This window comes from Streptomyces sp. NPDC023541 (assembly GCF_055559995.1).
Genome location: NZ_JBVHJO010000001.1, coordinates 206,512 through 232,202 on the forward strand (window position 1 = coordinate 206,512; position 25,691 = coordinate 232,202).

Below are 25,691 nucleotides of genomic sequence, written 5' to 3' on the forward strand. Positions count from 1 at the left end.
GGATGAATGTAAGGATTCTCACGATGCTGCCGGGGCGGGCCGCGGCGATCCTCCCGCTGTCGGCGCGGCCGCTGCGGCCCGGCCCCGGACGGGGAACCGCATCGTCCGCCCACACCCGCCCCGGGTATCTCCCGAGCCGGCCGCCGACCGGGGGCGGTCATGGGCTCCCCGCCTCGTGGCGCCATACGGTCCGCACCCGCCGCGGAGCGGCAACTCGGCTGCCCATCAGGCTCGTTGCCCTCTTGGGACCATCGGGATAGATTTCCGGAAGTTGTTTCCACATCAAGCGGGGCAGGCGACGTGTTAGAGCTGACGGGGAGCGGGGCCGAGCCGCTGGAGGCGGAGGATCCGCTTCGAATCGGACCGATCCCGCTGGCGGGGCGGCTCGGGGCCGGCGGCATGGGACGGGTGTTCCTCGGCGTCCGTGAGGGACAGTACGTCGCCGTCAAGCAGCTCCTGTCCTCCGTCGTCGCCGAGGACGAGGACTTCCTGCGCCGCTTCGGGCACGAGCTGGACAACCTCGCCCGGCTGCCCGCCGACGCCACCGCGCCGCTGCTCGCCAGTGACCGCGAGGCGAAGCCGCCGTGGTTCGCCACCGCCTACATCCCCGGGCTCACCCTGCGGGAAGCCATCACGCTGCACGGCGGGCCGCTGCCGGCGGACGCGCTGTGGCTGCTGCTGCGGGAGGCCGCGGCGAGCCTGGCGCCGGTGCACGCGCTGGACATGGTGCACCGCGACCTCAAACCCTCGAACGTCATGCTGACCCTGGACGGGCTGACCCTGATCGACTTCGGCGTCGCCCGGGCCGCCGAACAGAGCCGGCTGACCAGGACCGGCATGGTCGTGGGCACGCCCGCCTACATGGCTCCCGAGCAGGCGTCGGGGAAGCGGCGGGTGAGCGGCGCCACCGACGTCTTCGCGCTGGGTTCGGTACTCGCGTACGCGGCGTGCGGCCGGCCGCCCTTCGGGGACGAGTCGGGGCACGGCGTGCTGTACCGCATCGTCCACGAGGAGCCCGACCTGGAGCCGCTGCGGGGGCTGGAGCCGGAGCTGGCCGGGCTCGTCGAAGCCTGCCTCGCCAAGGATCCGGACGACCGTCCCACGGCCCCGGAACTCCTCGCACGCGCTGCCCGGCAGGGCCCGTTCACGCGACCGCTGTGGCCGGTGGCCATCGACGAGCGCCTGGCCGAACGGGCCGCCTTCGCCGCGAACGTGCAGGACGTCGACGTGCCCACGCTCCCGCTCACCAGTGAGGGGCCGGACCCGGCAGCAGCGGGGAAGGAGGAGGCCGAGGCCCGCCGACCCGAGCCCACGCCCGTCGTCGGGTCCGCCCCGGACGGGCCCGGGAGGCGCGAGCGGCGCCGCCGTACCCGTGTCCTCCTCGCGGTCCTCCCCGTCGTCGTGGTGTCCGGCGGCACGACACTCGCCATCCAGTACCTGCCGCACGCCTCCTCGCCGCGGGCCGGAGCACAGAACACCCCGACGGCTCCCGTGACGGCCCAGGCCGACCCGGCGTCGGCGGCCGGTGGCAGCCCGTCGGGTACGGCTTCCCCCGCACAGCCGCCGGCCCAGGTCCCGGGGCAGGCGCAGGGCGCCACGGGCGGCGCACCGGTGACGGCGGCCGGCGGTGCCGGAACCGGTCCCGGCGCGGGCACGGTTCCCGGCGGCGGCGCCCCACCGGGCTCGGGCGGCCCAGGAGGCTCGGCGAACGCCGGCGGCGGCAACGGCGGCGGATCCGGGCCGCCCGCCGGAGGGACGTCGACGGCGCCCACCAAGGCCCCGGCGCAGCCTCCCCCGCCCCTCGACTCCGGCACCTACCGCTACCGCAACGGCAACAACGGCAAGTGCATCACCCAGGTCTTCGGGTCATCGGACTTCGGGGACTGTGCGAGCGGCTCCGCCCGGTGGACCGTACAGAGCAGGTCGGACGGGAGCTTCAAGCTGGTCAACCAGCAGAGCGGGGGCTGCCTCTACTCCAACGGCCTCGGCCAGGCCGTCTTCGTCGGCGACTGCGCCCAGGACATCGGCCGGGTGTGGCGCACGGGCTCGGGCGGTGCCCTGCGCAGCGACCTCGGCGGCGGCTGCCTGGACCTCGGCATGAGCAGCGGCCTGGTGACGAAGACCTGCGGCGGGGAGACGTCCCAGCGCTGGACGAAGCAGGGTTGAGGGGGTGTCCGGCGGATCAGGGCCGGCCGACGCGCCCGCGACGGTGGCCGATGTTCGTCACGATCGGCGGGATGGCACACTGGCCGACCGTACGGCGAACCGAGAGGGCGGACACCATCGTGCGACGGCAACAGGGGCACGCAGCCCTGGCGTCCCTGGTCATGGCGGTAATGATGACGGCGACGGCCACGGCCTGCGGCACCGCCCTGCAGGACCTCGGCCCGCTGCCCCCGCGCTTCTCGGGTCCGCCGCTGCCTGCGGAGACGGTGGTGTCGGAGATGACGTCGGCCCTCGCGGCGGAGGGCGTCACGGTCACCCGGCAGCCCTCGGACACCCTGGGCCGGTGCAGTGAACGGCTGTCGGGCCGGCATGCCCCGGACACCGTGGACTCCGCGCTCAAGTCGGCCTTCGCGCGGGCCCGTTCCGAGTACGGCTGGCAGGCCGGCCCCGACCTGGGCAGCGGCACGCTGACCCTCACGAAGGGCAACTGGACCGTCCTGGCGAGCTTCCCGGCCCCGGAGCCGGCGCAGGGCATTCAGGCCATGGTGGTGATGTCCCTGACCTGCCTGGAGGCGGGCGGCTCCACCACCACCTCCCCGGCGCCCACCCCCACGCCGCGAACGTAGTGCCCGGCCGGCGCCGCTGCCGCTGGGGCCGCAGCCGGGCGCCTGCCGGAGCGTGCGTACCGCTCCGGCGGGCGCCCGGACGCCGCGTCAGAAGGCCCGCAGGAGGTACTTGGTGCGGAAGCCGCCGCTGGTCGAGCAGTCGAGGCTGTTCTGCGTGCTCGTGTAGGTGAAGCCGGAGGGGACGGTGCACGCCCACAGACCGGTCGTCGGCGTGCGCAGCAGGTATTTGGTGCGGAAGCCCCCACCGGTGGAGCAGTCGAGCGTGTTCTGGGTGGAGGAGTAGGTGAACCCGTCGGACACGGTGCAGGCCCACAGTCCGTCGCTGGGCGGCTGGACGAAGTAGTAGGTGCGAAAGCCGCTGCCCCCGCAGTTCAGGGTGTTGGCGGTGGAGGAGAAGGTGTAGCCGGGCGGGACGGTACAGGACCAGAAGCCGGCGGCCGTGGCCGTGGCGTGCGGGGCCGGGGAGGCGGACGCGGTGGCGGGGGCGAGGGCGGTGGCCAGCATGACGGCCGCGCTGGCGCCACCGAGCAGCAGCGTACGCAGTTTCGATCGGATCACGGGATGCACTCCTGGCTCGTTGTTCACCGGACGACAACCGTGCGACGGGGGGCGCCGGGATCTGCTCCCGCCCCGGCGCCCCGCGGGGCGCGCGCTGAATGCTGGCAGCCGCATAGGCCCCGGGCAAGGGCGGCCCTGCCCCTCCACACCGACTTCCGGCCGCCTCGGGCAAGCCTCTGACCTGCACGATCACCGAGGAGGGGTGGAGCGGTGGGGACGCAACGCGTCCGGAAACTACCCGGGCAGGGGCGGGAGGGGTGCCTCGTACAGCCAGGCTGAGTACAGGTCGTCCAGCGGATCGGCCGCGTAGCGTGCGGCGTGGGTGGTGAAGGCGGCGGTGCTCACCACACCGTGACGGTGCACGGTGGCCCAGTCGCGCAGCATGCGGAAGAAGGCCTCGTCACCGAGGGCGCGGCGGATCGCGTGGACGGCGAGGCCGCCGCGCTGGTACAGGCGGTCGTCGAACATCAGCTTCCGGCCGGGGTCGACCAGCCGCAGGTCCTGCGGCAGGGCGGTCAGCGACCGGTGCGCGGCGGCCGCCTGCTCGTGTGCGGTGCGGCCGCCGGAGCGCTCCGACCAGAGCCATTCGGCGTACTTCGCGAAGCCCTCGTTGAGCCAGATGTGGCGCCAGTCGGTGATCGTCACGCTGTTGCCGAACCACTGGTGCGCGAGTTCGTGGGCGATGAGGCGCTCCGATCCGCGTACGCCGTCCACGTGGTTGGCCCCGAAGAGGGAGAGGCCCTGCGCCTCCACCGGCACGTCCAGTTCCTCGTCGGCGACGACCACCGCGTATTCGCCGAAGGGGTAGGGGCCGAAGAGTTCCTCGAAGAGCTGCATCATGGCGGGCTGCCGGGCGAAGTCCCGGGCGAACCGCGGGAGCAGGTGGGCGGGCACGTGGGCGCTCTGTGCCACGCCGCCGAGCCCGGGGTCGCCGAGGAGCACCGTCTGGTACATGCCGATGGACAGGCCGACCAGATAGCTGGAGGTCGGCGCGGGCTGCTCGTACACCCAGGTGGTGGTGCTGGCCCTGGTGGTCCGGGTGAGCAGCCGGCCGCCGGCCACGACCGTGTAGGCGGACGGCGTGTTGACGGAGATCTGGTACGAGGCCTTGTCGGCGGGGCGGTCGTTGCACGGGTACCAGGAGGGGGCGCCGACCGGCTGGCTGGCCACGAGGGCGCCGTCGGTCAGCTCCTCCCAGCCGAGGCCGCCCCAGGGGCTGCGCACCGGCTTGGGGTTGCCCGACCACTGCACGTCGACGGTGAAGGCGGCTCCGGCCGGCAGCGGCTTGGCCGGCCGGATGCGGAGCCTGCCGCCGCGGTGGGTGTACTGCGGCGCCCGCCCGTCGACCAGGACTCGGCCTATCTTGAAATCGGCCAGGTTCAGGTGGAACTCGGTGAGCGGCGCCCGGCCGGCGATCGCGCTGAGGCGGCCCGTTCCGGCCAGCCGGTTGGGGGCGGGACGGTAGTCCAGGGCGAGCTCGTACCGGTGCACGCGGTATCGGGCGTCCCCGTTGGCCGGAAAGTACGGGTCCGATACCGCTGTGGTCTGGCCGCTCACTGCCGCTTCCGCTCCCTGCGCCGTGCTCGTACGCCGTGCTGGTGTGCCCCTGTCGTGCCCGCTGCCGCTCCCGTCCCGGCCGGCGCCACCGCCCCTCAGGACCGCCACGCCTCGATCGGGTTGCCCAGCCAGCGGGTGTCGGCGGGGACGGACTCCCCGGCCATCACGAGGGAGGCGGGGCCCAGGGTGCTGCGCGCCCCGACCGTGCTGCCGGGCAGGACGATGCCGCCCGGGCCCAGGGTGGCGCCCTCGCGGAGGATCACAGTATCCGTCCTCAAGATCCGGTCGTGGAAGAGGTGGGTCTGCAGCACACAGCCGCGGTTCACGCTGACCCCGTCGCCCAAGGTGACCAGGTCGGTCTCGGGCAGCCAGTAGCTTTCGCACCACACGCCGCGGCCGATCCGGGCGCCGAGCCCGCGCAGCCACAAGGCCATCAGCGGCGTCCCGGGCACCGATCCGGCCAGCCAGGGCACGGCCAGTACCTCGACGAAGGTGTCGGCGAGTTCGTTGCGCCAGACGAAGCCGCTCCACAGCGGGTGCTCGCTCGGCCGGTGTCGGCCCACCAGCAGCCACTTCGCGGTGCCCGCCACACAGCAGGCGGCCGTTCCGGCGGCCAGCAGGACGGTTCCGGACAGCAGTGCCGCGCCCCAGATGCCCAGGCCGCTCCGCGCGGTCAGCGCGCACAGGGCCGCCACGGCCAGCACGGCCAGCGCCGCCGAGCAGAACACGGGCAGGAGCCGGCAGAGCTCCACCAGGCCGCGGGCCCACAGCAGGTGTGCGGGCGGGTCGTAGGTCCGGCTGTGGTCGGCGGCGGCGGCCGACCGAGGCAGTTTGACCGGGGGCAGGCCCAGGTACGAGCTGCCCTTCTTGGCCTTCTTCGGGGCGGCGGACAGCACGCCGATCAGCCCGTCGTCCGGCACGGTGCGGCCGGGAGCGGCCATGCCCGAGTTGCCGAGGAAGGCCCGGCGGCCGATCGCGGAGTGTCCGATCCGCACCCAGCCGCCGCCCAGTTCGAAGGGGGCGGTGAGGGTGTCGTCGGCGAGGAACGCGCCTTCGCCCACCGTGGTGAGGCTCGGCAGCGCCAGTACGGTGGACACCTCGGCCCCGCGGCCGATCTTCATGCCGAGCAGGCGCAGCCAGACCGGTGTGATCAGACCGGCGTAGAGCGGGAAGAGGGTCTCCCTGGCCAGGTCCATGAGCTGGGTGACCGCCCAGGCCTGCCAGCCGATCCGGCTGTGCGTCGGATGGTTCCCGGCGCGCAGGCCGAGGCTCAGCAGGCGTACGCCGACCAGCAGCAGCAGCGCGTAGGCGAAGCCGAAGGCGAGCGCCGCGGGCACCAGTGCGACCAGGGCCCCGCGCAGGGCCTCGACGAGCCCGGCGTCCGCTGGCACGAAGCGGCTCAGCACGAGCAGGGCGGGCACGGTGGCGAGGACGGGCAGCACGGTGAGGCAGAAACCGGTGGTCCCGTACATGGCGCGCCAGTGGACCGCGCGCGGCGGGCGTTCGTCGGGCCAGTTCCGTTTGGCCTTGCCGAGTTTGACGGCGGGCGCGCCGGCCCAGCGCTGGCCGGTCGGGACGGTCCCGACCACGGCGGAGCCGGGGGCGACCTCGGCCCGCTTGCCGATCCGCGCCCCGGGGAAGAGCACGCTGCGGGTGCCGACCACCGCTCCCGCGCCGATCCTCATGGGACCGATCTCGAGCTGGTCCCCGTCCAGCCAGTGCCCGGAGAGGTCGACCTCGGCCTCGACGGCGCAGCCGCGGCCGAGCTTGAGCATGCCGGTCACGGGGGGCAGGGCGTACAGGTCCACCTCGGGACCGACCTTGGCTCCCAGGGCCCGGGCGTAGCGTTCCAGCCAGGATCCGGTCAGGGAGGTCGCGCCCGCGCATTCGGCCAGCCGCTCGGCGGTCCACAGCCGGAGGTGCACGCTGCCGCCGCGCGGGTGCCGTCCGGCCTCGACCCCGCGCAGGAGCAGGCGGGCGCCGCCGGCGGCGATGGCGAGGCGCCCCGGGGGGCTGAAGAACAGGACGGCGCCGGCGGCCACGAGCCACCAGGAGGCCGACGGCGCCCATGGGTAGGGGCCGAACCAGTGCAGTACGTTGCCGAGCGCCAGCAGCGCGACCGTCCAGCGCAGGCCGAGCACGGTGAGGAGCGGCAGCAGCAGGAGGGACTGGACGGCTTGGGAGCGGAAGGGCACCGGTGCGACGGGGCGGGCCGCGCCCGCGTCCGGTACGGACTTCCCCAGGCGGCGGGCCAGCTGGCGCAGGGTGGGCTGCTGGTAGATGTCGAGCACGGCCGCGCTCGGGTAGCGGGTGCGCAGCCGGGTGGTGAGCTGGGCGGCGGCGATGCTGTTGCCGCCGATCGCGAAGAAGTCGTCGGACGCGCTGGTGACGGCCGCGCCGAGGACCTCCCGCCACTGCTCGGCGAGCCAGGCCTCGGTGCCGTGGAGCTCTTCGGCGGGGCGGGCGGTCTCCTGGTCGGGCAGCGGCCAGGGCAGTGCGTCGCGGTCCACCTTGCCGGAGGTGCGGGTGGGCAGTTCGGTGACGGGCGCGAGGAGCGGTACGAGGGCAGCGGGCAGCTCGGCGCGCAGGCGTTCGACGGCCGCGGCACGGTCCCAGCCGTCCTGGGTGATGACGAGGTAGCCGACGAGCAGCTGGTTGCCGCTGCGCGCGGTGCGGACGGCGGCCGCGGCGCCCGCCACGTTCGGCAGGGCCTGGAGGGCGGCGTCGACCTCGCCCAGTTCGATGCGGCGGCCTCCGAGTTTGATCTGCTCGTCGGCGCGGCCGAGGAAGACGAGCCCTTCCGGTTCCGCGCGGACGAGGTCGCCGCTGCGGTAGGCGCGCTGCCAGCCGAGGGAGGCGAGGGGGGCGTACTTCTCGGCGTCCTTGTCGGGGTCGAGGTAGCGGGCCAGGCCGACGCCGCCGATGACGAGTTCGCCGCTGCCGCCCATCGGGACCGGGTCGCCGGCTCCGTCGACGACGGCGAGTTCCCAGCCGTTCAGCGGGAGGCCGATGCGGACGGGTTCCCCGCCGGTCAGGAGTGCGGCGCAGGCGACGACGGTGGCTTCGGTGGGGCCGTAGGTGTTCCAGACCTCGCGTCCCTCGGTGACCAGCCGCTGGGTCAGTTCGGGCGGGCAGGCCTCGCCGCCGAAGATGAGCAGTCGGACCTCGCCGAGGGCCTCGCTCTCCCAGAGGGCGGCCAGGGTGGGGACCGTGGAGACCACGGTGATCTCCTGTTCGACCAGCCAGGGGCCGAGGTCGGCGCCGCTGCGGACCTGGCTGCGCGGGACGGGCACGAGGCAGGCGCCCTGGCGCCAGGCCAGCCACATCTCCTCGCAGGAGGCGTCGAAGGCGACGGACAGGCCGGCCATGACCCGGTCGCCGGGTCCGATCGGCTCCTCGGCGAGGAAGAGTGCGGCTTCGGCGTCGACGAAGGCCGCGGCGCTGCGGTGGGTGACGGCGACGCCCTTGGGCTTTCCGGTGGAGCCGGAGGTGAAGATGATCCACGCGTCGTGGTCGGGGCCGGGGCGGGCGGAGCGGTCACCGCCGGGGCCGCTGACGCCCGTGGTGCCGGCGGCGCCCGTGATGTCGATGTGCCGTCCGGCGCCCACCACCGCCCGTACTCCGGCCTCGCCGAAGACGAGGTCGGCGCGTTCGTCCGGGTCCTCGGCGTCGACGGGCACGTAGGCGGCTCCCGCGGCGAGGACGGCGAGGATCGCCACGTACAGATCGCCGGTGCCGGAGGGGACGCGTACGCCGACGCGGTCGCCGGCACCGATCCCGGCGGCGGCGAGGGCGCGGCGGCCGCGTTCGACCTCGGCGGCCAGGGCGCGGTAGGTGAGGCGGGTGGCGCCGTCGTCGAGGGCGGGTTCGTCGGGGTACGCCCGTACGGTGGCTTCGAGGATGTCGACGAGCGTGCGGGGCGGGGCGGCGGGCCCGGCGCGGAATCGGGCGGCCTTGGCGGTTTCCTCGTGCGTTCCCGTTGCTCCGTCCGTGGCGTCGTAGATGCCGCGGTCGTCGAGGAGGGCGAGTTCAGTGCGTTCTGGTGTGGCTGGCATCGGCCCTCGCGTGTCGTTCCGGCAGTTGGTCCGCTCCCCCGGCTGAGACCTGTCTCACCCCTTTTGTTCCGGTCTGTTGCCGAACAACCCCCCAGCCTAGTGCGCGGTCAAGGATTTTCTCGTTGAAGCCTCGGGTCTGGCCGGTTGGCGACGGTCTCCCGTCCGGCCGGGATCGGTGGCTTTCGGTTCCTGATCCGGTTCCCGCGTCATTTCTCGACCGTGTAGCGGATCCGCGCCCACAGGGGCAAGGCGAACCAGCACAGGAGGTACCAGACCAGCACGCCGGTCACCAGCCAGGGCACGAGGGCGTCGTGGGCGGCCACCCGCAGGACGAGGAAGAGCGCCGCCGTGCACGTGGCCAGCAACAGGATGAGGCCGGCGAAGGTGAGGCGCGAGGCCCAGGCCACGGCCTCGGGCTTGATCTGCCGGCCGGAGACGATGCGGTGGAAGGCCACGGGCCCGATGAGCGCGCCGGTCGCCAGGGAGCCGAGGACGATGGTGACGACGTAGATGGTCTGGTCCGTCTGGGGGAGCTCGTGGAAGAGGGGCGTGAAGACCACGGTCAGGAGGAAGCCGAAGAGGATCTGCACGCCCGTCTGGGCGACCCTTATCTCCTGGATCAGCTCCTGCCACTGCCGGTCGGCGCGCTCCTGCTTGCTCTCGTCCCGTCCCTCGGTGGTGCCGGTCATTCCCTCTCCTTGGTTTCGTGTGGGGTTTCGTGTGGCCCGGGGCGCCGCCGCCCCGGCTCACCGGGCGGAGTGCTACTTCCCACTTTTGCCGGACCCGTCGGCGAAGGGGCTGTCGTCGAGGCGGGCCAGCAGGTCGGCCGGGTGCCGGTAGACGGCACGCGCCCCGGCCTCCTCCAGGTCCCGCCGGGGGATCCCGCCGCTGAGCAGCCCCACGCAGACGACATCGGCCCGCGTCGCGGCCTTCATGTCCCAGACGGTGTCGCCCACGAACACGGCGTCGCGCGCGGCCGCCCCGGCGAGTTCGAGGGCATGGCGTACCGGATCCGGGGCCGGCTTGCCCTCGCTGACGTCGTCGGAGCTGGTGGTGGCGGTGATGGCGTCGTCGGCGCCGACAGCTCTCCTCAGCGCGGTGAGCTCGGCCTCGCTCGCGGACGTGACCAGGACGACCCGCCAGCCCCGGCGGTCGAGTTCGCGCAGCAGGTCGGCGGCACGGTCGAGACCGGGCAGCCGGTCGAACCAGGTGGCGTACAGCGTGTCGTGCGCCGCGGTGAGCCGCTCGTCCCCGCTGGTGTCGCGGTCGTCCCCCAGCAGGTGGACGAGGAGGTCCTCGCCCGGAAGGCCGATGGCGCGGTGGATGTCGTGCATCGCCACGTCGTGGCCCGCCTGGCGGAAAGCCTCCCACCAGCACGTGACGTGCAGGTGGTTGGTGTCGGCGAGGGTCCCGTCGACATCGAACAGAGCGGCGCGGTTCATCTTCCGCCTCCCTACGGATCGTTGGCCGGGGCCGTGCGGGAACGCCGGTGCCCCCGCCTCGTACGGCGCCTACCCCCGGCTCTCCCGGCCACTCGCCCGGCCCCGCACGGGGGTTTCGGCGGCGCCGGACGGGTAAGGTGCCTGCCGTCAGCGCGGATCCCCGGCCCGTCTACCGGATCGAACGAGCGAGGTCCTCCGTGAACAACCCTCCGGCCGACACCTCCGGCGGGGCTCCTCCCCCGGAGGAGGCCCTGAGCCCGCCCACCATGACCGACGGCCAGCTCCCCGAGGACCACACCCAGGCGATCTTGCAGGTCACCAAACGTGTCGCGGCGCTGCTGAAGCAGTCGGGGCAGCCGTTCGCGCTCGCCGGCAGCGTGGCCGCGTTCGCCCACGGCGTCCCGGCCCGGTTCCAGCACGACACGGACTTCTGCATGCGGCGCGAGGACGCCGACGCGGCGATCAAGGCACTGGAGGCCGGCGGCATCGAAATGCGCCGGGCCGCGGAGGACTGGCTGGTCAAGGGCCGTACGGGAGGGGAGGAGATCGACCTGATCTTCGAGCTCGCCCGGCGGCCTGTCAGCACGGAGCTGCTGGAGCGGGCGCCGGTGAAGTCGGTGGACTCGGTGTGGATGCCGGTCCTCGCCCCCACCGACCTGATGGACAGCCTGCTCGCCGCCCTGTCCGAGCACTACTGCGACTTCGGAGACCTGCTGCCGATGGCCCGGATGCTGCGCGAGCAGATCGACTGGGGCCGGCTGGACCGCGTACACCGGGACTCCCCGCTCCCCGACGCCTTCCTGTACCTCCTCGACCGGCTCCGGGTCATCGACCGGGGGAAGGGGACCTCATGACTTCCGTCGAGAACCTCGACTACCGCGTGGGACACCTGCGCGACCGCCTGGCGCGCGAGGACATCGCCGAGCTGGGCGTACGCGTGGAGGCGCGCGGGGCGTGGGTGATGGTCTGGGGCGTCGTCACCGACGCCGCCTCCAGGGCGGCCGTGCTGCGGATCGCCGCGGAGGAACTGGAGGGCGTGCCCTGGCACGAGGACCTGACCGTGCACCGGGTCGGGCCGCCCGGGCCGGCGGAGGTGCTGTCGTGATCCGCATCGCCGCCGTCGGGGACATCCACCTCGGACCGGACAGCGCCGGCTCCCTGCGGCCTGCCTTCGACACCCTCGGTGACTGCGCCGACCTGCTGCTGCTGGCCGGTGACCTCACCCGGCACGGCACCCGCGAGGAGGCCCGCGTGGTGGCCGCCGAGGTCGCCGGCCTGCCCGTGCCCGTGGTCGCCGTCCTCGGCAATCACGACTACCAGAGCGACCAGCCGGACCTCGTGGCCCGTGAGCTGGCCGAGGGAGGCGTCCACGTCCTGGAGGGTGACTGCGCCACCTTCGACATCCGGGGCGTCACCGTGGGGATCGCCGGGACGAAGGGATTCGGCGGGGGTTTCGCGGGCCGCAGCGCCACAGAGTTCGGGGAACCGGAGATGAAGGCCTTCATCCGGTACTCCCGGGCGTGCGCGGACGGGCTCGGCCGCACGCTGCGCGAGCTGGACGCCCGGGGCAGCGGACTCCGTGTGGCCCTCACCCACTTCTCGCCCGTGCCGGACACCCTGGCGGGCGAACCGCTGGAGATCTACCCCTTCCTCGGCAGCTACCTGCTGGCGGAGGCCATCGACGGCGCCGGGGCGGACCTCGCGGTCCACGGCCACGCCCACCTCGGCACGGAACACGGGATGACCAGCGGCGGGGTGCGGGTACGCAACGTCGCCATGCCCGTCATCGACCGCGCCTTCGCCGTGTACCACCTCTCCCCGTCGCCCGGCTGAGGGGCGCCGGAAGGGTCAGCGCGCGACGATCGGGTATATAACCGAACGGGAAACCCACGACGGCCCCGCTGCGCCTCGCGCAGCCCCCCGACCCGTCGGAGGAAACTGATGACCCCCCTGCCCCGCAGCACCGCGGACCGCGTCCATACCGGGCTCCCGGCGGACACCATCGAGATTCCCGAGAACCCCCTGGCCGTCAGTACGGACGACGCCCGGAGCATGTCCGTAGCGCTCTTCCACCGTCTGCGCTCCCTGGCCGAGGGCACTCCTGAGTACTCCTACGTCCGCAACACGCTGGTGGAGCTGAACCTCAGCCTGGTGAAGTACGCCGCCCGGCGCTTCCGCAACCGCAGCGAACCCTTCGAGGACATCGTCCAGGTCGGCACGATCGGCCTGATCAAGGCCATCAACCGGTACGACGTCGAGCGCGGGGTGGAGTTCGCCACCTTCGCCGTACCGACGATCACGGGCGAGATGAAGCGCTTCTTCCGGGACACCAGCTGGTCGGTGAAGGTACCGCGGCGTCTCCAGGAGCTGCGCCTGGACATGGCGAAGTCCTGTGACGCGATGGAACAGGACCTGGGCCGCCGGCCGACCGACCACGAGCTCGCGGAACACCTCGGCGTCAGTGACGACACCCTGGCCGAAGGCCGGCAGGCCGCCAACTGCTACGTCGCCGAGTCCCTCAGCACCTCCGTCGGCCAGGACTCCGACGGCGGCTCCCTGCCGCGTTCCCTGGGCTCGGAGGAGGAGGCGTACCAGCGCATCGAGGACCTGGAGACCCTCAAGCCCCTTCTCACCGCGCTCGGTGAGCGCGACCGGCTGGTCCTCCAGCTGCGCTTCGGCGACGAGCTCACCCAGTCGCAGATCGGCGAGCGCCTCGGCATCTCGCAGATGCACGTGTCCAGGCTCCTCAGCCGGATCATGGCGAAGCTGCGCGCAGGAATGCTGGAGGACGCCGAGGACGGCGAGGACGGCGAGGAGCGGGCGCACCCGCCGGAGGACGACGGCGTGCACTGAGGCCGGCGCGGAGGCCGCCGCGCGGCGCGCGCCCCCCGCCGGCCACTGGGCGCGTCAGGAAACGGGCTGCGGTCCCCAGAGGTCCGGGGACCGCAGTGGTGAGTCGATCTCCGCCCACACGCACTTTCCGTCCGCGAGGGGCAGCGTGCCCCAGCGCCGGGCGATCCGCTCCACGATGAGAAGGCCGTAACCGCCCGGGCGGGCCGGATCCGGACGTGAGCGGCGCGGGGTGGGGGCGGCGGGGTTGCCGTCGGTGACCTCGACGCGCAGCCGGTCGTCCGTGCACTCCAGCAGCAGCGCGTGCGGCCCGCCCGCGTGCAGGCAGGCGTTGGCGACCACCTCGGACACCAGCAGCAGGACGTCCTCCGCGTCGTCGCGGGCGCTCGGCATCCACTTCCAGTCGATCAGGGCGGCACGGGTGAAGTCACGGCAACGGGTGACGACGTCCGTCATGCCCGTCAGCAGGAGGCTCCGCCTCCGGTCGAGTGGCCGTGGCTCCATGGCGCGCTCCTCCCTCACGCGTGCCGCGGCTCGGCCAACGCGTGCGCCACGTCGGGGTGTACGGGGAAGATCCCGTCGGCACCGGTGATGCGGAACATCCGGGCGACAGGTGCGCGCAGCCCGGCCAAGGCGATGCTGCCCCCCGCGTCCCGCAGCGAGAGCCGGCTGTGCAGGAGCACGTTCAGACCCGTGGAATCGCAGAACCGCACCCCGGAGAAGTCCACCAGCAGCCTGCGGGCACCGCCGTCGACGGCCGCGGTGAGTGCCGCGCGCAGGGGTTCGGCCGTGTCGTGGTCCAGCTCCCCGTTCAGGGTGAAGACGAGCACGTCGCCCTCGGACCGCACCTCCACGGCGAATCGCTCACCGTCCGCCGGCGGGGCCATCGGGAACCACCTCTTCCCAGTAGCAGGTACGTGTGGGCCTTCGTCCTGCTGCCCTCCGCGCTCCGCGACCGGTGATCGGCCGCGTCCGCCGAGGTCGTTCCGGCGTCGCTCGCCCGGTTCTGCACGGCGCCTACCCCCGCATGCGGGACGTCAATCCAGGGGTGGCGGCCCCGCGTCAGGCGCAGGCCGGACACAGGCCCCGGTAGGTGATCTCGACCGCGGCGACGGTGAACCCGAACCGTTCCTCCGTGGGCAGCACGGCCAGCGGGTCGCCGTGCGGGTGGACGTCGCGGATGACGCCGCAGCCGGAGCACACCAGGTGCTGGTGCGGGCGGTGCGCGTTGGGGTCGTAGCGCTTCGCGCGGCCGTCGGTGGTGACCTCGACGACCTCTCCGAGGGCCACGAGCTCGCCCAGGGCGTTGTAGACGGTGGCCCGGGAGATCTCCGGCAGCCGCCGGACCGCGCGGGCGTGCACCTCGTCGGCGGTCAGGTGCACGTGGTCCCCGTCGAGGACCTCTGCGACGACCCGGCGCTGGGACGTAAGCCGCCAGCCGCGCCCTCGCAGCCGCTCCAGCAGGTCACTCATATCGGCTCCCCCAACCAGGATTCCGCGGTCTGCCCTCCGTGCGCCGGCGGGCTTGCGGGATCCGATCGAATATGGGCTTGGTACTCATCTTGACTTGGATTGGGTCCATCGTAGGATCGGTTCCGTTCATAACCAAGAGGTAGGAAGACTCCCGAACGGCGGGAGTACGGGACGGCGATCTAGGCACCGCGATCTCCCTGGTACGGAAGGATTCCCATGTCTGAGAACCACGACGCGATCGTCACGGACGACAAGGCGCAGGGCGGGGGCGGCTGTCCCGTGGCGCACGAGCGGGCCGCGCACCCCACCCAGGGCGGCGGAAACCGCCAGTGGTGGCCCGAACGGCTGAACCTGAAGATCCTGGCCAAGAACCCCGCGGTGGCCAACCCGCTGGGCGAGGAGTTCAACTACGCGGCGGCGTTCCAGGCCCTCGACCTGCCCGCGGTGAAGCAGGACATCGCTGAGGTCCTGACGACCTCCCAGGATTGGTGGCCCGCCGACTTCGGCCACTACGGCCCGTTGATGGTCCGCATGGCGTGGCACAGCGCCGGCACCTACCGGATCAGTGACGGACGCGGCGGCGCCGGTGCGGGCCAGCAGCGCTTCGCGCCCCTCAACAGCTGGCCGGACAACGGCAACCTGGACAAGGCCCGCCGCCTGCTGTGGCCGGTCAAGAAGAAGTACGGCCAGAGCCTGTCGTGGGCCGACCTGATGATCCTCGCCGGCAACGTGGCGCTGGAGCAGATGGGCTTCGAGACCTTCGGCTTCGCGGGCGGCCGCGCCGATGTCTGGGAGCCGGACGAGGACGTGTACTGGGGTCCCGAGACCACCTGGCTCGACGACCAGCGCTACACCGGTGACCGTGAGCTGGAGAACCCCCTCGGCGCCGTCCAGATGGGTCTGATCTACGTCAACCCCGAGGGCCCCAACGGCAACCCGGACCCGATCGCCGCGGCCCGCGACATCCGCGAGACCTTCCGCCGGATGGCGATGAACGACGAGGAGACGGTGGCCCTGATCGCGGGGGGCCACACCTTCGGCAAGACCCACGGCGCCGGCCCGGCGGACCATGTCGGCGACGACCCCGAGGCCGCCCCCATCGAGGCGCAGGGCCTGGGCTGGGCCAACTCCTTCGGCACCGGCAAGGGCGCTGACGCGATCACCAGCGGTCTGGAGGTCACCTGGACCACCACGCCGACCCAGTGGAGCAACGGCTTCTTCAAGAACCTCTTCGAGTACGAGTACGAGCTGACGGCGAGCCCGGCCGGCGCCCACCAGTGGGTGGCGAAGAATGCGGAGGCGATCATCCCCGACGCCCACGACGCGTCGAAGAAGCACCTTCCGACCATGCTCACCACCGACCTGTCGCTGCGCTTCGACCCGGTCTACGAGCAGATCTCGCGCCGGTTCTACGAGAACCCCGCGGAGTTCGCCGATGCCTTCGCCCGCGCCTGGTACAAGCTGACCCACCGTGACATGGGCCCGAAGTCGCTCTACCTCGGCCCCGAGGTCCCGGCGGAGACCCTGCTGTGGCAGGACCCGCTGCCCGCGGCCCAGGGCGAGCCCCTGGACGCCGCCGACACCGCCGCCCTCAAGGACGCGGTGCTCGCCTCCGGCCTCACCGTCTCCCAGCTGGTCTCCACCGCGTGGGCGTCGGCCTCCACCTTCCGCAACAGCGACAAGCGCGGCGGCGCCAACGGCGCGCGCGTACGCCTCCAGCCGCAGGCCGGCTGGGAGGTCAACGAGCCCGACGAGCTGGCGCAGGTCCTGCGGGTCCTGGAGAGCGTCCGGTCGGAGTTCAACTCCGGCGCCAAGCAGGTCTCCCTGGCCGACCTGATCGTCCTCGGCGGCGCCGCCGCCGTGGAGAAGGCCGCCCGGGACGCCGGCCACGACATCGTGGTGCCCTTCACCCCGGGCCGGGTGGACGCCACCGAGGAGCACACGGACGCCGAGTCCTTCGCCGCGCTGGAGCCCACCGCCGACGGCTTCCGCAACTACCTCGGCAAGGGCAACCGCCTGCCCGCCGAGTACCTGCTGCTCGACCGGGCGAACCTGCTGGGCCTGAGCGCGCCCGAGCTGACCGTCCTCGTCGGCGGTCTGCGCGTCCTCGGCGCCAACCACGCCGACACCGCGCACGGCGTATTCACGGACCGCCCGGGCACGCTGACGAACGACTTCTTCGTCAACCTCCTGGACCTGGGCACGACCTGGACGTCGGCGGGCGGGGACGCCAACACCTTCGAGGGCCGTGACACCGCCACCGGCGAGGTCAAGTGGACCGGCACCCGTGCCGACCTGGTCTTCGGCTCCAACTCCGAGCTGCGGGCGCTGGCGGAGGTCTACGCGAGCGACGACGCGAAGGAGAAGTTCGCCCGGGACTTCGTCGCCGCGTGGGACAAGGTGATGAACCTCGACCGGTTCGACCTCGCCTGATGTCGCAGTCGGGGCCGGCCGGGCTGTGCCGGCCGGCCCCGATCGCTCCTAGGCCGTCTCCTCCGGCAGGCCGGTGACCTCTTGGACGTGCCGCGGTGCGGGAGCGGCCAGTACGTCGTTGAGCTGCTGGAAGATCTGGCGCGCGGCCACCGCGTTCCAGTCGGCAGGGAGCAGTTCGGCGGGCAGACCGGGGTCGGGGTAGGGCAGGCGGCGCCACTGCGTGAGCATCGGGACGTAGTGGCGGAACGCCTCGGTGCTCTCGATGTCGCCGCGCTGTGCCAGGGCCGCGGCGACGGGTCCGTACGCTTCGGTGAACCCGGCGTACTGCTCCTCGATCGCGGGGAAGTCCCACCAGGAGCTGACCGTCGCGGGCAGGTCGCTGAACGCGGCGTGGTCGGCGGCGAACAGGTGCACGTACGCGCTGAGGCCGAGCCGTACGAGCATGTCGCGGGCGTCGTCGAGGAGCGCGGGCGGGCGCCAGCCACACTCCGGGGGCGATGTTGCCGAAGCCCAGCCACGTCAGACGGGTGCGCAGCTGGTAGCGGTACGACCGCTCGGATTCGGCACCGAGAAGACGGCCATCGCCCAGCCGTCGCTGAGCTTCGCCGGTTCCAGGCTGCCGAAGACGCGCCGGTCGCCCTCGTCGAAGACGGGGTGCGCGGCCGGGCTGAGCCGGTAGCCGGTGGCGCCGCGGCGCTCCGCTTCGAGGACGCCCTTCTTCTTGAGGCGGGAGATCGCCGAGCGGGCGGCCGGTCCGTCGACGTCCAGTTCCGCCATCAGGGTCAGCAGGTCGGCCACGGAGATCCAGCCGCCGAGGCGTCGCAGGAACGCCCCGTAGACCGTGTTGATCAACGAGCTGGGCCTGAGCGGACCCTGTCCGCCATGATCACCTTCCGTCGGGTGCGGTGGCGAGCCTACCGAGCCGGGCCGCCGCGGTTCCGCGCGGCCGCCCGGCCCCGGTCACAGGCGTACGGCGCGCCGGACGCGGCCCAGGTCCACGAACTTGAAGTCGGTGTCGGTACGGGCCTCCCCGTCGGGGCCGGTGCCCGCGGGGGTGTTGGCCCCGTCCTGGACGACGAGGAGGCCGTGGGGGAACCTCCTGCCCAGCGGGGCGCTCGTGACGGCGGCGCCGTCGCACTCCTGCGAGCCGTCGGGCGCTGCGGCCCCGCCGCCCGCGGTGATGCGGAAGCCGCGGACGTAGGCGTCACCGCGCTCGCGGTCGAAGACGGCGAAGGTGTCGTCGCCCTGGCTGGAGGCGAGCAGGTAGCCGCCGCGGCGCGGGTGTTCGGGATCGCGCCAGATGGTCAGGCCCTCCACGTCGGCGGTGAGGTGCCGGCCGCCGTAGCCGGGGTCGGCGCCCGCGTCGCATTCCTCGGTCTGCGGGTTCCAGGTGCCGGGCACTCCGAAGGAGCGGACCTTCTCGATCAGCCGGGCGGGCGAACGCAGGTCGGCGTCGAGCTTCCAGATGCCGACGTCCTCCTGGCCCGCGTACAGGTCTCCGGTGTCGGGATCGATGACCATCCCCTCGACCTGGGGCAGCTCGCCCGGTTCGCCGCAGGGCGTCCAGGTCTTGCCGTCGGGCAGCGGGAAGGCGGCGGGCAGCGAGGTGGTGCGGACGGTGCGGTAGCCGACCTTCCCCTGCGCGGTGGGCAGGAGTTCGGCCAGGGCGAGCGCGGTTTCGTGGCGCCGGCTGGTGACCGCGAACGAGCGGCCGCTGCGGCGGTCGGTGTGGGCGGCCAGGCCGTAGGCGGTCCGCTGGTCGGCGACCTCGTCCGGACCGGTCGAGAAGACGAGCGGGGCCGCGGTCTCGTCCGTGACGTCGACCAGGGGCGCGCCGGCCCGCCGGGCGTCGATCCGGAAGACGCGCAGCTGGTCGCGGCCCCGGTCGGAGACCACGGCCACGTCGTGGGGGCCGTCGGGGAAGCGGAGTCCGGCGATGAGGTCGACGTTGTTGAACCGGCCGGGGGCGCCCCCCTCCCGGGGCGGCGGCGGGGCGGGCAGCGACTGCACCTGGCGCCCGTCCAGGTCGTACACGCGCAGCCCGCCCTCCTTGGCGGTGGCGATGACCAGGCTGCGGTCGGGGTCCTTGCCGTTGCGCCAGATCGCGGGGTCGTCCGCGTTGGCGTTGCCGCCGGCCTCGTCGTCGAAGAGGGAGGGCGTCTCGACGGAGGCGGGCACGTGGGGCAGTGAGGGCGGGGCGCCGCGGTCCCCGCCGGCGTGCGCCGGCACGGCGATCACGCCCAGGGCCACGACGGCGGCCACGCCGACGGCCGTCGCCCGCCTTCTCGAGATCGCGGTCATCTTGCCTCCTGGTGAGGGGGTCACGGGGTCACGGGGGTCACGGGGTGCGGCCGGCCGCGGAGTCGGGTCCCACGGGTGCTCCGCGGACGGGCCGCCCCCACCGTGGGCCCTCCGCGGGTGAGGACCATGGAGCGGACATGACGTGGACATGAGCGCGCCGTGAAATCCCGTACCGGCCCGCTTCCTTAGCGGAACGTTAGATCTGCGCGGCGGAGCTTGTCCGGGTCCGACGACGCCCGCATGCTCTGGACACTCCCCCGTCGCCGGGGCCAGTGCCCTCTCTCCCCTCAGGGACTTCCCTCTGGAGCCGCCATGTCCCCGTCCGCCGTCGCGCCCGGATCCCAGCCCGGTCGGACCCCCGCCCCGCCGCCCGGAGACGAGCGCGCGAAGCGCCGTCTGGCACTGGTCGGCGGATCGCTCGGCAATCTCGTCGAGTGGTACGACTGGTTCGTCTACGCCAGCTTCGCCATCTACTTCGCCGACTCCTTCTTCCCCGGCGACAACCCGACCACGCAGCTGATGAACACGGCGGGGATCTTCGCCGTCGGCTTCCTGATGCGCCCCGTGGGCGGCTGGATCCTCGGCCGCGCCGCCGACCGGCACGGACGCAAGAGCGCGCTCACGCTCACCGTCACCATGATGTCCGTCGCCGCGCTGCTCATCGCCGTGGCCCCGACCTACGGCCAGGCCGGCTACTTCGGCGCGCTGGTGCTGCTGCTGGCCCGCCTGCTCCAGGGGATGAGCATCGGGGGCGAGTACGCCGCCAGCGCCACCTACCTGACCGAGGCCTCGGCCCGCAACCGGCGCGGCCTCGGCTCGTCCTTCCAGTACGTCTCGATGACCTGCGGCCAGCTGCTGGGCCTGGGCATCCTGATCACGATGCAGCACACCCTCACCACCGCGCAGTTGGAGAGCTGGGGGTGGCGGATCCCCTTCGTGCTCGGGGCGTTGTTCGCGGTGGTCGTCTTCTGGCTGCGGCGCCGGCTCCAGGAGACCGACGCCTTCAAGGAGGAGGCTGCGTCCGGAGAGGACGCGCACGACGACAGCACGCGCGGCACGCTGCGGGCCCTGTGGCACTACCGGCGGCAGGCCGGCCTCGTCATGGCCCTCACCCTCGGCGGCACCGTGGCCTACTACACCTACACCACCTACCTGACCAAGTACCTGGTCGGCAGCGCGGGCATGCCGAAGACGACGGCCACCCTGGTCAGCTTCACCGCACTGACCCTCTTCGCCGTGCTCCAGCCCTTCGCCGGCATGCTGTCCGACCGGATCGGCCGCCGCCCGCTGCTGATCACCTTCGCGGTGGGATGCACCCTCGGCACGTATCCGATCATGACCGCCCTGGGCTCGGCGTCCTCGTACTGGTCCGCGCTCGGCCTGTCCCTGCTCGCCCTGGTGATCATCACCGGCTACACGTCCATCAACGCGGCGGTCAAGGCCGAACTGTTCCCCACCAGGGTGCGCGCCCTGGGCGTGGCACTGCCGTACGCCATCGCCAACGCGCTCTTCGGCGGCACGGCCGAGTACGTGGCCCTCTGGTTCAAGAACAGTGGTCACGAGACCATGTTCTTCTGGTACGTCTCCGGCTGCGCGCTGATCTCCCTCGTGACCTACGTGCTGATGCCGGACACCCGCGACGCGGCCCTCAGCCGCGCGGAGGCCGGTGCGGACGGCGGGGCGGACGCCGATCGCGCTGCCGGCCGGGGGGATACGGCAGCGGCTCCCGTCGAGCCCGTCCGCTGAGAGGCGGCGGTAGCCTGGGGCGGCGGCCGCGCGGGCCGCACGCCCCGCCGCGAGGAGGCACCCCATGCACGCGCTCCTCGTCGAGGACGACGACAGGATGGCCCGGGCGCTGGGCACCGCCCTCGCCCAGCGCGGGCACACCGTCCGCCGGGTCGCGCGGGCCCAGGACGCGCTGCGCCACACCCGCGAGGCGGAATTCGTGCTGCTCGATCTGGGGCTGCCCGACCTGGACGGGATTGAGCTGCTGCGGCGGCTGCGGACCGTTTGCGGCGTGCCGCTGATCGTGGTGACCGCGCGCTGCGAGGAGCGCGACATCGTGCAGGGGCTGCGGGCGGGCGCCGACGACTACGTCGTCAAGCCGTTCCGGATGGCCGAGCTGATGGCCCGCATCGACACCGTACGGCGTCGTACGGACGCACACGCCGACCGCACCGCTCCGGCTGCGGCGGCGGCCGTGCGCCGAGGGGACGTCGAGGTGGACCCGGCGGGCCGTACGGTCACCGTCGCGGGTGTCGAGGTACGTCTGACGCGGCGGGAGTTCGACGTCCTCGCCTTCCTCGCCGCCCGGCCGGAGGAGGTGCACTCCCGCGAGGAGATCCTGGACCGGATCTGGGGCGACGCCTTCCTCGCCGCCTCGCGGTCGCTGGACGTCCACGTGGCGGGCATCCGCGCCAAGACCGGCCGCTCCGGGCTGGTGCGCACCGTCCGCGGGTACGGGTACCAGCTCGGCGGGGAGCGGTGAGGCGCAGGCTCCTCGCCGTGCTGACGGTGCTCATGGGGGTGGCGGCGCTGCTCCTGTGCCTCCCCCTGGCCGAGGGGTACGCGCGCGGGCGGACCGAGCACCTGCTGCTGCAGCGGCGCTCGGAGGCCGTGCGCTTCGCCGATCTCGCCGAGCGGATGCGTACCGAGGCCGACCGGGCCGAACTGGCGGCCGAGATCGGTCGGTACGCCGATCTGTACGGGGCGGGCGTGGCGGTCGTCGACACGGCGGGCGCGACGCTGCTGCGGGCCGGGACCGGCCCCGGCGCGGACCGGACAGGCGCGGACCGGACAGGCGCGGACGGGAGAGGGGCGGCGGAGGCCCGCGGCCGCGCCCTCACCGGCCGCTCGACCGACCGGCTGCCGACGTTGCGCCCCTGGGGGCCGGACAGTGTCGTGCTCGCCGAGCCGGTGGGCCGCGACGAGCGGGTCAGCGGGGCGGTCCTGCTGGCGGTCCCCACCGACGCCGCACGCCGGGACGTCACGGTCCGCTGGTCGCTCATCGCCGCCGGGGCGCTCGCCTCCTTCGCGGCGGCCGCCCTGGTCGCCGCGGGGATCGCCCGCTGGCTGATGCGGCCGGTCCTGGATCTGGACCGGGCGGTGGAACGGCTGGCGGCCGGCAGCCTCCAGGCCCGCGCCGGCTCGGACACCGGTCCGCCCGAACTGCGCCGGCTGCGGCAGCACTTCAACACCATGGCGGAGGCCGTGGCCGACTCCATCGGCCGCCAGCGCGACTTCGTCGCGGATGCCTCCCACCAGCTGCGCAATCCCCTGGCCACCCTGGTGCTGCAGTTGGAGAACGTCGAACCGCACGTCGCCCCCGGGCCCGGCCTCGCCGAACACGCCCGCGCCCTGGACGAGGCGGAACGCCTGGAGGAGCTCCTCGACGGTCTCCTGGCCCTGGCGCGCGTCGAATCCGGCACGGCCGAACCGACCCGGCAGGACGTGTCACGGGCGGTACGGGACCGGGTGACGGCATGGACCCCGGTCTTCCACGCGGCGGGGCTGGAACTGACGGCCGACGGTGTCCCGGAGGGCCTGTGGGCCCGCGCCCTGCCCGACGCGGCCGGCCGCATCCTGGACGCGCTCCTGGACAACGCGGTCAAGTTCGTGCCGTGCGGCGGCCGGGTCGAGGTGGGCGCCTCGCGCGCGTCGGACGGGAGCACCGCCATCCGGGTCGCGGACGACGGCCCGGGCGTGCCGCAGGAGCAGCTCGGGATGCTGCTGCGGCGCTTCACCCGCGCGCCCGGACACCAGAACGTCCCCGGCAGCGGTCTGGGCCTGGCCATTGCCGACGAGATCGCCCGCATCAGCGGCGGCGGCCTCGACCTCGCCGCCAACACCCCGCACGGCCTGGTCGCGCAAGTCCGCCTCCCGCCTCCGCGAGACACGGCCTAGCCGTAGACCGAGCGGTAGTACGCGGCCGCGCCGGGGTGGAGGGGGACCTGGCCGGTCGAGATGGCGAAGCGGGGCTCCAGGCGGGCGCCCGCCGTCACCTCCCGCAGGAGGTCGCGCCACTGGTCGAAGACGACCCGCAGCAGGCCCCGTACGACGCCCGCGTCCACATCGGTGCGGGCCAGGAGGTAGTTGCCGACGCCGATGGTGCCCACCGGTTCCCGCAGCCCGTAGACCCCGGCGGGCAGGGTCACCGCCGTGTAGACGGGGGCGTAGCGCTCCCGCAGCGGGGCCACGTAGGCGTCCAGCGGGAGGAACCGCAGGGGCAGCTCGCGCGCCAGCGCGGCCAGCGCCGGTGTGGGCACGCCGCCGGACCAGAACAGCGCGTCGACCGTGCCCTCGCGCAGGGCCGTCACCGACGCGGCGAGGCCCAGTGGCCGCTCGTCGGCCGGTCCGGCCGCCCGCAGGACCCGCTGGGCCACCACCCGGACGCCCGATCCCGTGGCACCGGCCGCGACCGGACGTCCGGCCAGGTCCGTCACCGCGCGCACCGGCCCGTCCGCCGGGACGACGAGGTGCGTGTAGTTGACGTAGACGCGGGCCAGTGCCGTCACGGCGGCCGGCCTGGTGAAGGTGTCGCGCCCGAGCACCGCGTCCTCGGCGGTGTCCGCCATGGCCAGGGCCAGCTCCGCGGAGCCCTCGTCGAGGCCGCGCAGGTTGTTCACACTCGCCGCGGTGCTCACGGGGACGATCTCCAGCGGCAGACCGCTCGCGCCGACGGCGATCGCCAGGGCCTTCCCGAAGGCGTTGTACGGGCCGCCCTCGGGGCCCGTCGCGAGCCGCAGCCGCCGCAGGGGGCCCGTGGCCCCGGAGCATCCGCCGAGCGGCGCCGCGACGGCACCGAGCCCGGCGCCCAGCACGGCGCGGCGCGACGGTCCTTCCACTGCCGGCCTCCGGAGGTCTCGTCGGGGATGACCCGGGCTCACCATGATGCGGCACACGATTCACCCCTTGCATCGAGCCAGTGCACTGTCACCACGCCGACGCCTCCTCGACCCGGGGCCGGACGGCCGGCCGCGTCGGCGCGGCGATCGGGTGAACACGTGAGCGAGTCCCGGTCGCTTGCCCGCCTGCCGCCGAGGCGGCCGGAAGACTGGCGGGGACGGGGGACCTGGTCGAGGAGGGCGGGAGCCGCTGTGGGTGTGGTCATCGGTACGTGGAACGTGGAGAACCTCTGCCGCCCCCTCGCCCCCGGCAGCCCGCCCTCCGGCAGGTGCGCCGCCAAGGACCGGGCCGCGTACGAGGCGAAGCTGGAGGGTCTGTCCGCCACCGTCGGCCACCTCGCGCCCGATCTGCTCGGCGTGCAGGAGGTGGGCGCTCCCGAGGCGCTGGCCGACCTGGTGGAGCGGCTGGACGGCGAGTGGCACACCGCCCTGTCGAAGCACGCCGACCGCCGCGGCATCCGGGTCGGTTTCCTCAGCCGCCGGCCGCTCACCGTCACCGAGGACCGCACCGCCTTCCCGGAGCACCTGCCCCGGGTCCAGGTCGAGGACGACGGGACCACCATCAGGCGGATGGGCCGCGGGGCGCTGGCCGTGCGGTGGAGTCCGGCGGCCGGGCAGAGCGTCGACGTGGTCGTCTGCCACCTGAAGTCGAAGCTGCTGACCTTCCCCGGCAACCGGCACAGCACCGACGACGAGGAACTGCGCGCCCGCTACGCCGCGTACGCCCTGTACCGGCGGGCGGCGGAGGCCGTCACCCTCCGCGCCATGGCCGACCGGCTGCTCCAAGGCGACGGCGCCGCGCACGAGGTGATCGTGATGGGGGACCTCAACGACGCGTTCGAGGCCGCCACCACGCAGATCCTGTACGGGCCGCCCGGCTCCCAGATCGGGACCGGGGGCTTCAGGGACACCGACCTCGGGGACCCGAGACGGCTGTGGAACCTCGCTCCGCACATCCTTGAGAAGGGCGGGTTCTCCCGGATCTTCGAGGGCCAGAAGGAACTCATCGACCACATCCTCGTGAGCCGGGGCGTGTTGGACCGTGTGGAGAAGGTCTTCACAGGACCCGAGCGGCTGCCGACCGTGGAAGAGGCGCGTCCGGCCGCCGCGCACGACAGTCCGTCGGACCACGCACCGGTCCTCGCGGAACTCGAATACTGAGCCCCGGGTCAAGTCCTGATGAACACTTCGGGGTACGGAACGGAGCCCAGCCGTCCAAGGAGACGCCCGAGGCGACCGGATCGGACAAGCAGCAGGTCGCCGGCATCGGGCCGCCCGCCCGGGGCGAGGAAGGATGCCCTGGTCAACTGCTCTGTCCGCCAGATG

General features: G+C 73.3%; 23 protein-coding genes. 11 read left to right on the forward strand and 12 right to left on the reverse strand.

Annotation, left to right across the window (positions count from 1 at the left end; translation table 11 throughout):
• The first annotated feature begins 300 nt into the window (after nt 1-300).
• The gene (locus tag ACZ3X1_RS01020; RefSeq protein WP_467275418.1) at nt 301-2,166 is read left to right on the forward strand and encodes a serine/threonine-protein kinase; all 1,866 of its coding nucleotides are present in this window, start codon (nt 301-303) and stop codon (nt 2,164-2,166) included.
• A gap of 71 nt (nt 2,167-2,237) precedes the next feature.
• Nucleotides 2,238-2,792, forward strand: a complete 555-nt coding sequence (locus ACZ3X1_RS01025) for a hypothetical protein (RefSeq protein ID WP_467275420.1) — start codon at nt 2,238-2,240, stop codon at nt 2,790-2,792.
• An 87-nt stretch (nt 2,793-2,879) separates the two neighbouring features.
• Here ACZ3X1_RS01025 and ACZ3X1_RS01030 read toward each other — a convergent pair whose 3' ends face one another.
• From ACZ3X1_RS01030 to ACZ3X1_RS01050, 5 genes are all read right to left on the reverse strand, one after another.
• Nucleotides 2,880-3,350, reverse strand: a complete 471-nt coding sequence (locus ACZ3X1_RS01030; protein ID WP_467275422.1) for a hypothetical protein — start codon at nt 3,348-3,350, stop codon at nt 2,880-2,882.
• A 234-nt stretch (nt 3,351-3,584) separates the two neighbouring features.
• Entirely contained in the window at nt 3,585-4,907 is a 1,323-nt protein-coding gene (locus ACZ3X1_RS01035; protein WP_356813694.1) for a M1 family metallopeptidase, read from the reverse strand.
• Nucleotides 4,908-5,002: 95 nt separating this feature from the next.
• Nucleotides 5,003-8,962: a Pls/PosA family non-ribosomal peptide synthetase gene (locus ACZ3X1_RS01040; RefSeq protein ID WP_467275424.1), complete on the reverse strand. Its 3,960-nt coding sequence runs from the start codon at nt 8,960-8,962 to the stop codon at nt 5,003-5,005.
• Nucleotides 8,963-9,168: 206 nt separating this feature from the next.
• Complete coding sequence (locus tag ACZ3X1_RS01045) at nt 9,169-9,651, reverse strand: DUF6328 family protein (RefSeq protein ID WP_356813696.1); 483 nt, start codon at nt 9,649-9,651, stop codon at nt 9,169-9,171.
• Between the two features lie 72 nt (nt 9,652-9,723).
• Entirely contained in the window at nt 9,724-10,404 is a 681-nt protein-coding gene (locus ACZ3X1_RS01050) for an HAD family hydrolase (RefSeq protein ID WP_467275426.1), read from the reverse strand.
• Nucleotides 10,405-10,670: 266 nt separating this feature from the next.
• Between ACZ3X1_RS01050 and ACZ3X1_RS01055 the strand changes: the two genes are divergently transcribed.
• The 4 genes from ACZ3X1_RS01055 to ACZ3X1_RS01070 all read left to right on the forward strand — a co-directional run bounded on the left by ACZ3X1_RS01055 (nt 10,671) and on the right by ACZ3X1_RS01070 (nt 13,257).
• A complete protein-coding gene (locus tag ACZ3X1_RS01055; protein ID WP_390074706.1) occupies nt 10,671-11,258 on the forward strand; it encodes a nucleotidyltransferase family protein in 588 nt (195 codons plus the stop codon).
• Nucleotides 11,255-11,509, forward strand: a complete 255-nt coding sequence (locus ACZ3X1_RS01060; protein WP_356814508.1) for a hypothetical protein — start codon at nt 11,255-11,257, stop codon at nt 11,507-11,509. The genes ACZ3X1_RS01055 and ACZ3X1_RS01060 overlap by 4 nt, the downstream gene beginning before the upstream one ends.
• The gene (locus tag ACZ3X1_RS01065; RefSeq protein ID WP_356814509.1) at nt 11,506-12,237 is read left to right on the forward strand and encodes a metallophosphoesterase family protein; all 732 of its coding nucleotides are present in this window, start codon (nt 11,506-11,508) and stop codon (nt 12,235-12,237) included. Before ACZ3X1_RS01060 ends, ACZ3X1_RS01065 begins: the two co-directional genes overlap by 4 nt.
• Before the next feature lie 108 nt (nt 12,238-12,345).
• Nucleotides 12,346-13,257, forward strand: coding sequence for a SigB/SigF/SigG family RNA polymerase sigma factor (locus tag ACZ3X1_RS01070; protein ID WP_356814510.1), 912 nt, complete (start codon nt 12,346-12,348; stop codon nt 13,255-13,257).
• Nucleotides 13,258-13,311: 54 nt separating this feature from the next.
• Here ACZ3X1_RS01070 and ACZ3X1_RS01075 read toward each other — a convergent pair whose 3' ends face one another.
• The 3 genes from ACZ3X1_RS01075 to ACZ3X1_RS01085 form a co-directional block, all read right to left on the reverse strand.
• Complete coding sequence (locus ACZ3X1_RS01075) at nt 13,312-13,758, reverse strand: ATP-binding protein (RefSeq protein WP_356814511.1); 447 nt, start codon at nt 13,756-13,758, stop codon at nt 13,312-13,314.
• 14 nt (nt 13,759-13,772) lie between these two features.
• Entirely contained in the window at nt 13,773-14,141 is a 369-nt protein-coding gene (locus ACZ3X1_RS01080; protein WP_356814512.1) for an STAS domain-containing protein, read from the reverse strand.
• A 175-nt stretch (nt 14,142-14,316) separates the two neighbouring features.
• A complete protein-coding gene (locus ACZ3X1_RS01085) occupies nt 14,317-14,727 on the reverse strand; it encodes a Fur family transcriptional regulator (RefSeq protein WP_362631876.1) in 411 nt (136 codons plus the stop codon).
• A 216-nt stretch (nt 14,728-14,943) separates the two neighbouring features.
• Here ACZ3X1_RS01085 and katG point away from each other — a divergent pair, with 216 nt between their 5' ends.
• A complete protein-coding gene (katG, locus tag ACZ3X1_RS01090) occupies nt 14,944-17,160 on the forward strand; it encodes a catalase/peroxidase HPI (RefSeq protein WP_390074403.1) in 2,217 nt (738 codons plus the stop codon).
• A gap of 48 nt (nt 17,161-17,208) precedes the next feature.
• Here the strand turns inward: katG and ACZ3X1_RS01095 are convergent, their stop codons facing one another.
• From ACZ3X1_RS01095 to ACZ3X1_RS01105, 3 genes are all read right to left on the reverse strand, one after another.
• Entirely contained in the window at nt 17,209-17,604 is a 396-nt protein-coding gene (locus ACZ3X1_RS01095; protein ID WP_467275430.1) for a PaaX family transcriptional regulator C-terminal domain-containing protein, read from the reverse strand.
• A 75-nt stretch (nt 17,605-17,679) separates the two neighbouring features.
• Nucleotides 17,680-18,012: a hypothetical protein gene (locus ACZ3X1_RS01100; protein WP_467275432.1), complete on the reverse strand. Its 333-nt coding sequence runs from the start codon at nt 18,010-18,012 to the stop codon at nt 17,680-17,682.
• A gap of 108 nt (nt 18,013-18,120) precedes the next feature.
• The gene (locus tag ACZ3X1_RS01105; protein ID WP_467275434.1) at nt 18,121-19,461 is read right to left on the reverse strand and encodes a phytase; all 1,341 of its coding nucleotides are present in this window, start codon (nt 19,459-19,461) and stop codon (nt 18,121-18,123) included.
• Nucleotides 19,462-19,773: 312 nt separating this feature from the next.
• Here ACZ3X1_RS01105 and ACZ3X1_RS01110 point away from each other — a divergent pair, with 312 nt between their 5' ends.
• The 3 genes from ACZ3X1_RS01110 to ACZ3X1_RS01120 all read left to right on the forward strand — a co-directional run bounded on the left by ACZ3X1_RS01110 (nt 19,774) and on the right by ACZ3X1_RS01120 (nt 23,364).
• Entirely contained in the window at nt 19,774-21,207 is a 1,434-nt protein-coding gene (locus tag ACZ3X1_RS01110; RefSeq protein WP_390074397.1) for an MFS transporter, read from the forward strand.
• A gap of 64 nt (nt 21,208-21,271) precedes the next feature.
• Nucleotides 21,272-21,949 (forward strand): response regulator transcription factor, encoded by a 678-nt coding sequence (locus ACZ3X1_RS01115; RefSeq protein ID WP_467275436.1) that lies wholly within the window; start codon nt 21,272-21,274, stop codon nt 21,947-21,949.
• On the forward strand, nt 21,946-23,364 hold the full coding sequence (locus ACZ3X1_RS01120) for a sensor histidine kinase (protein ID WP_467275438.1): 1,419 nt from the start codon (nt 21,946-21,948) through the stop codon (nt 23,362-23,364). The genes ACZ3X1_RS01115 and ACZ3X1_RS01120 overlap by 4 nt, the downstream gene beginning before the upstream one ends.
• Here ACZ3X1_RS01120 and ACZ3X1_RS01125 read toward each other — a convergent pair.
• Nucleotides 23,361-24,305, reverse strand: coding sequence for a TAXI family TRAP transporter solute-binding subunit (locus ACZ3X1_RS01125; RefSeq protein ID WP_467275440.1), 945 nt, complete (start codon nt 24,303-24,305; stop codon nt 23,361-23,363). The two genes, ACZ3X1_RS01120 and ACZ3X1_RS01125, sit on opposite strands and share 4 nt — an antisense overlap.
• Before the next feature lie 252 nt (nt 24,306-24,557).
• On the opposite strand from ACZ3X1_RS01125, the gene ACZ3X1_RS01130 reads away from it, so the two are divergent.
• On the forward strand, nt 24,558-25,526 hold the full coding sequence (locus ACZ3X1_RS01130; RefSeq protein ID WP_467275442.1) for an endonuclease/exonuclease/phosphatase family protein: 969 nt from the start codon (nt 24,558-24,560) through the stop codon (nt 25,524-25,526).
• The last annotated feature ends 165 nt before the right edge of the window (nt 25,527-25,691 follow it).